This is a genomic window from Streptomyces aurantiacus JA 4570, assembly GCF_000414115.1.
Lineage (GTDB): Bacteria > Actinomycetota > Actinomycetes > Streptomycetales > Streptomycetaceae > Streptomyces > Streptomyces aurantiacus_A.
The window spans coordinates 1-6,527 of record NZ_AOPZ01000164.1; the positions used below are offsets into that span (position 1 = coordinate 1).

A 6,527-nucleotide genomic window follows, 5' to 3' on the forward strand; every position below is an offset into this window, starting at 1 on the left:
GCCGCCCCCACGCGCGCGTGTCGGGGATACTGGAACGGCATATACGGAGTGTCGTAGGAAAGCTGAAGGGCCACACACGTGACTGAGATCGAGATCGGGCGCGGCAAGCGCGGCCGCCGGGCGTACGCCTTCGACGACATCGCCGTCGTACCGAGCCGGCGCACCCGGGACCCCAAGGAGGTCTCGATCGCCTGGCAGATCGACGCCTACCGCTTCGAGCTGCCCTTCCTCGCGGCCCCCATGGACTCCGTGGTCTCCCCGGCCACGGCCATCCGCATCGGTGAGCTCGGCGGCCTCGGCGTGCTGAACCTCGAGGGCCTGTGGACGCGGTACGAGGACCCGCAGCCGCTGCTCGACGAGATCGCCGAGCTGCCCGCGGAGACGGCCACCCGGCGCCTCCAGGAGATCTACGAGGCGCCCATCAAGGAGGAGCTGATCGGGCAGCGCATCAAGGAGGTGCGCGACTCCGGGGTCGTCACCGCCGCCGCCCTGTCGCCGCAGCGCACCGCGCAGTTCTCCAAGGCCGTCGTGGACGCGGGCGTGGACATCTTCGTGATCCGCGGTACGACGGTGTCGGCGGAGCACGTCTCCGGTGCCGCCGAGCCGCTGAACCTGAAGCAGTTCATCTACGAACTCGACGTGCCGGTGATCGTCGGCGGCTGCGCCACGTACACCGCCGCGCTGCACCTGATGCGCACCGGCGCGGCCGGTGTCCTCGTCGGCTTCGGCGGCGGCGCCGCGCACACCACGCGCAACGTCCTCGGCATCCAGGTGCCGATGGCGACGGCCGTGGCCGACGTGGCCGCCGCCCGGCGCGACTACATGGACGAGTCCGGCGGGCGCTACGTCCACGTCATCGCCGACGGCGGCGTGGGCTGGTCCGGCGACCTGCCCAAGGCCGTCGCGTGCGGCGCCGACGCCGTGATGATGGGCTCGCCCCTCGCGCGCGCCACGGACGCCCCCGGCAAGGGCCACCACTGGGGCATGGAGGCCGTCCACGAGGACGTGCCGCGCGGCAAGAAGGTCGACCTCGGCAGCGTCGGCACCACCGAGGAGATCCTCACCGGTCCCTCGCACATCCCCGACGGCTCGATGAACTTCTTCGGAGCGCTGCGCCGGGCCATGGCCACGACGGGCTACAGCGAGCTCAAGGAGTTCCAGCGCGTCGAGGTCACGGTGGCGGACTCGCAGCACCGCCGCTGACGCCGTCGTACGGCGCCTTCGGAGGCCGAACGGCCTGGGGCCGACCACCGGGAGAGGTGGTCGGCCCCAGGCCGTTTCGCGTGCCGCGTGCCGCTACTGCCCGGCGCGCTTCGCACTGCCGAAGGCCGCGACGGCCGCTATCGCGAAGAACACGTACGTCATCGCGTCGGCCTCGTGCTTCCACGCTTCCTGCACGAGGTCGAAGTTGTCGAAGAACACCTCGGTGAAGTCGATCTTCGCCTTGTCGGCGATGATCATGGAGGCGCCGACCAGCTGGCCGATGTACACCGCGCCGAGCGAGAAGACCCCGGCGAGGGCCCCGACGGCCGGGTTGGAGCCGCCGACCTTGCCCGCGACCAGGCCCACGACGAAGCCGACGCCGACGGCGGCCCAGCCGATCTCGTGCTCGGTGGCGCCGATGATGGCCCCGTAGACGCCCGCGGCGACCAGGGCGGCCACGAAGGCGACCGCCACGCCGAGGCCGATGTTCCCGCGGGCGGCCGGAGGCGGCGGGAAACCGCCGGGCTGCGGCTGCTGCGGCTGCTGCGGGAAGGCGTTGTACGGCTGCTGCGGCTGCTGGCCATAGGGCTGCTGCGCCTGCTGCGGGTAGCCGTATCCGGGCTGGCCGGCACCCGGCTGCTGGCCGTACTGCTGCTGGCCGTAGGGCTGCTGCCCGTACGGCTGTCCGCCCTGGCCTGGAGGCGTGGGCTGCGTCATCTGGTTTCCCCCTGGGACGTGAGTGCACTGGTGTGCGGTAAGTGACTGGATCCGCACGGTAGCAGCAGCGCGCGAAGGGCCCCAGGGGGTTGTGTGTGGGATCAGAGACGGTGGGCGGCGCCCGCCGGGGTCGCGCCCCTGGTGTCCAGCAGGAGCTGGGCCTTCACGGCCAGGCCCTGGAGGTCGTACGTGCGGTGGTGCTGGAGCAGGATCGTCAGGTCGGCCTCGGCGGCGGCTTCGTAGAGGGTGTCCGCGCGGGGGACGGGATGGCCGAGAACGCTCCAGTGCGCGACATACGGGTCGTGATAGCTGACGGCCGCGCCCAGCTCCATGAGGCGGACCGCGATCTCCTGCGCGGGTGCGGCCTCCTGGTCGGCGACGTCGGGCTTGTACGTGACGCCGAGGAGCAGCACGCGGGCGCCGCGCGCGGACTTGCCGTGCTCGTTGAGCAGGGTCGCGGCGCGCTGGATCACGTAGCCGGGCATGCGGTCGTTGACCTGCTGGGCGAGCTCGACGATGCGCAGCGGGCGGGCGCCGCGCGCGGGGCCCGGCACGTCCAGGGGCACGCCGTGACCGCCGACGCCGGGGCCGGGGCGGAACGCCTGGAAGCCGAAGGGCTTGGTCTCGGCGCAGCGGATGACGTCCCACAGGTCGATGCCGAGGTCGTGGCAGAGCACGGCCATCTCGTTGACCAGCGCCATGTTCACGTGCCGGTAGTTGGTCTCCAGGAGATGCACGGTTTCGGCCTCCCGGGGGCCCCGCGCGCGGACGACCTTGTCGGTGAGGCGGCCGTAGAAGGCGGCGGCGGACTCGGTGCAGGCGGGGGTGAGGCCGCCGATGACCTTGGGGGTACCGGCGTAGCCGTGGGTGCGGTTGCCGGGGTCGAGGCGGCCGGGGGAGTAGGCGAGGTGGAAGTCCCGGCCGGCGCGCAGGCCCGAGCCCTCTTCGAGGAGGGGGCGCAGGAATTCCTCGGTGGTTCCCGGGTATGCGGGTGATTCGAGGATGACGGTGGTGTGCGGGCGCAGCCGCCCGGCGAGGGCGCGGGCGGCCTCGGCCACCTGGCCGAGGTCGAGCGAGCGGTCCGCGGCCGGGGGCGTGGGGGCGCAGATGACGGCGGTGCGGACGCGGCCGAGTTCGGCGGGGTCGGTGGTCGGCCGGAAGCCTCCCGAGAGCATCCGGCGGACGTCCGCCGCGGTGAGGGTGCCTTCGGTGCCGTCGCCCGGCAGGCGGCCGCCGGCCAGGTCGGGTGCCCGGACGGGGTCGTAGCCGATGGTGGCGATGCCGCCTGCGGCGGCGGCCTGGGCGAGAGGCAGGCCGAGGTGGCCGAGACCGATGACGGCGAGGTCTGCTGGCATGGCGGTGAGCCGTCCTTCCCAATAGCCGGGCGGATATAGCCAAAGCGGGACGATCGCGCAAGCCCTGTGGACAAGATGGGCGAGTGCAATGTCAGACTAGGAGTAAATATGACCGATTTGCGGGATTGGACTCCTTGCGGCGTCGGAGTGTTGGCGGTGTCTTCCGCGGGTTTTCCACAGGCCGCGTGGCCGAACTCGGCGGGCGCGGCAAGAATCTGGGCATGATGTGAGCGCGACCACACCCGAAAATCACGGGAGGCAGCGGTGAGGACAGCGACTCTGGGCCCGGCGGAGCGTGCCGAGGCACTCGCGGGCATGGCCGAGCGCGAGCTGGACATTCTCGTCGTGGGCGCGGGCGTGGTCGGCGCGGGCACCGCGCTCGACGCCGTCACCCGCGGCCTGAGCACGGGCATCGTCGAGGCGAGAGACTGGGCGTCGGGCACGTCCAGCCGGTCCAGCAAGCTGATCCACGGCGGTCTGCGCTATCTGGAGATGCTGGACTTCGCGCTCGTCCGCGAGGCCCTCAAGGAGCGCGGCCTGCTCCTCGAACGGCTCGCGCCGCACCTGGTGAAGCCCGTCGCGTTCCTGTATCCGCTCCAGCACCAGGGCTGGGAGCGGTTGTACGCGGGATCCGGAGTCGCGTTGTACGACGCCATGTCGATGGCGCGCGGCCACGGCCGGGGCCTGCCCATGCACCGGCACCTGACCCGCCGTCACGCCCTGCGCGTGGCCCCCTGCCTGAAGAAGGACGCCCTCGTCGGCGCGTTGCAGTACTACGACGCGCAGATGGACGACGCCCGCTATGTCGCCACCCTCGTGCGCACAGCCGCCGCCTATGGCGCCAGGGCCGCCAACCGCGCCCGGGTCACGGGCTTCCTGCGCGAGGGCGAGCGCGTCGTCGGCGCCCGCGTCCAGGACGTCGAGGCCGGCGGGGAGTACGAGATCCGGGCCAAGCAGATCGTGAACGCCACGGGCGTGTGGACCGACGACACCCAGGCGATGGTCGGCGAGCGCGGCCAGTTCCACGTCCGGGCGTCCAAGGGCATCCATCTGGTCGTGCCCAAGGACCGGATCAACTCCTCCACCGGGCTCATCCTGCGCACGGAGAAGAGCGTCCTGTTCGTGATCCCCTGGGGCCGGCACTGGATCATCGGGACCACGGACACCGACTGGGACCTGGACAAGGCCCACCCGGCGGCGTCCAGCGCGGACATCGACTATCTCCTGGAGCATGTGAACTCGGTGCTCGCGGTGCCGCTCTCTCGCGACGACGTGCAGGGGGTGTACGCGGGCCTGCGGCCGCTGCTCGCCGGCGAGTCGGACGCCACCAGCAAGCTCTCCCGCGAGCACACGGTCGCGCACCCCGCGCCCGGCCTGGTCGTCGTCGCGGGCGGCAAGTACACGACGTACCGCGTGATGGCCAAGGACGCCGTGGACGAGGCGGTGCACGGCCTGGACCAGCGTGTCGCCGACTGCGTCACCGAAGACGTCCCGCTGGTCGGCGCCGAGGGCTATCGCGCGCTGTGGAACGCCCGCGCGGGCATCGCGGCGCGCACGGGGCTCCATGTGGTGCGCGTGGAGCACCTGCTGAACCGCTTCGGCGCGCTGGCGGAGGAAGTGCTCGAACTCGTCACCGCCGACCCGGGCCTGGGCGAGCCGCTGGGCGGCGCCGAGGACTATCTCCGCGCCGAGGTCGTCTACGCCGCGTCCCACGAGGGCGCCCGCCACCTGGACGACGTGCTCACGCGGCGCACGCGCATCTCCATCGAGACCTTCGACCGCGGCACCCGCAGTGCCCGGGAGTGCGCGGAGCTGATGGCGCCGGTGCTCGGCTGGGACAAGGACCAGATCGAGCGGGAGGTGCAGCACTACGAGAAGCGGGTGGAGGCCGAGCGCGAGTCGCAGCGCCAGCCGGACGACCTGACGGCGGACGCGGCGCGGCTCGGGGCGCCGGACATCGTGCCGCTGTAGCCCTGTCAACCGGGGAGTTCCGGGCGGTTTGACCCGAGGGGGGTGGTCAAGGGGGGTATGGCGAGGGAGGTTTGGGAGGGTGCGCCGGGGTTGAGCCGGTGGGAATGTCCATGATGTGGGACGCCGGACCCGCGGCGTTGACCGGTCCCGGGGTGAGGGACAATGAAGGCTCTGTCAGGGCGGGTTGTGCGGGTAGTTGAGGGGACGCATGTCGGAGGCGGAGCAGACGGGCGAGGCTCGTCAGGATCAGAGCGCACGTCTCCTCGCGGGCCGGTACCGGCTCGGTGACGTGCTCGGCCGCGGCGGCATGGGCACCGTCTGGCGCGCCAAGGACGAGACGCTGGGCCGCACGGTCGCGGTGAAGGAGCTGCGTTTCCCGTCGAGCATCGACGAGGACGAGAAGCGCCGGCTCATCACGCGCACGCTGCGCGAGGCCAAGGCGATCGCCCGGATCCGCAACACCGGTGCCGTGACGGTCTATGACGTGGTCGACGAGGACGACCGGCCGTGGATCGTGATGGAGCTCGTCGAGGGCAAGTCCCTCGCCGAGGCCGTCCGCGAGGACGGGATGCTCACGCCGAGGCGCGCGGCCGAGGTCGGGCTCGCCGTGCTCGACGTGCTGCGCTCGGCGCACCGCGAGGGCATCCTGCACCGCGACGTGAAGCCGTCCAACGTGCTGATCGCCGAGGACGGCCGCGTCGTCCTGACGGACTTCGGCATCGCCCAGGTCGAGGGCGACCCGTCCATCACGTCGACGGGCATGCTCGTCGGCGCCCCTTCGTACATCTCGCCGGAGCGGGCGCGCGGCCACAAGCCCGGCCCCGCGGCCGACATGTGGTCGCTCGGCGGCCTGATCTACGCGGCCGTGGAGGGCGTGCCTCCGTACGACAAGGGCTCGGCCATAGCGACCCTCACCGCCGTGATGACGGAGGCGGTCGAACCGCCGCAGAACGCGGGCCCGTTGCTGGAGAAGGTCATCTACGGCCTGCTCGCCAAGGACCCCGAGCAGCGGCTCGACGACGCGGGCGCGCGGGCGATGCTCCAGGACGTGATCAACGCGCCGGACTTCGCCGAGGACAAGCACGCGGTGGACCCGGTGGACGCGACGAAGGTCGTGCCGCTGCCCCCGATCCCGCCACAGGCCCCGCCCCCCCGACCCCGCCACAGGCCCCGCCGCCCGGTTCCGGTTCCTCCGGGAGCCGCAAGGGCGAGGAGGCCGCGGAGCGGCTGAAGGGCGCGTTCCGCTCGGTCCGCAAGAAGGCGGCGGCCGCGGCGACGACG

4 protein-coding genes and 1 pseudogene are annotated in these 6,527 nt (G+C 72.1%); 3 read left to right on the forward strand and 2 right to left on the reverse strand.

All coding sequences use genetic code 11. The features are described 5' to 3' along the window. The first annotated feature begins 78 nt into the window (after positions 1-78). Positions 79-1,203: a GuaB3 family IMP dehydrogenase-related protein gene (locus STRAU_RS17420; RefSeq protein WP_016641664.1), complete on the forward strand. Its 1,125-nt coding sequence runs from the start codon at positions 79-81 to the stop codon at positions 1,201-1,203. 93 nt (positions 1,204-1,296) lie between these two features. On the opposite strand, the gene STRAU_RS17425 is transcribed toward STRAU_RS17420, so the two are convergent. After that, positions 1,297-1,920, reverse strand: a complete 624-nt coding sequence (locus tag STRAU_RS17425) for a hypothetical protein (protein WP_016641665.1) — start codon at positions 1,918-1,920, stop codon at positions 1,297-1,299. A 101-nt stretch (positions 1,921-2,021) separates the two neighbouring features. After that, positions 2,022-3,275 carry a nucleotide sugar dehydrogenase gene (locus STRAU_RS17430; RefSeq protein WP_016641666.1) on the reverse strand — a complete coding sequence of 418 codons (1,254 nt, stop codon included), beginning with the start codon at positions 3,273-3,275 and terminating at the stop codon, positions 2,022-2,024. A 264-nt stretch (positions 3,276-3,539) separates the two neighbouring features. On the opposite strand from STRAU_RS17430, the gene STRAU_RS17435 reads away from it, so the two are divergent. Together STRAU_RS17435 and STRAU_RS17440 are read left to right on the forward strand one after the other, a co-directional pair. Further along, entirely contained in the window at positions 3,540-5,246 is a 1,707-nt protein-coding gene (locus STRAU_RS17435; protein WP_037660115.1) for a glycerol-3-phosphate dehydrogenase/oxidase, read from the forward strand. Positions 5,247-5,454: 208 nt separating this feature from the next. Beyond that, a pseudogene (locus tag STRAU_RS17440) lies at positions 5,455-6,527 on the forward strand (serine/threonine-protein kinase); the annotation flags it as partial.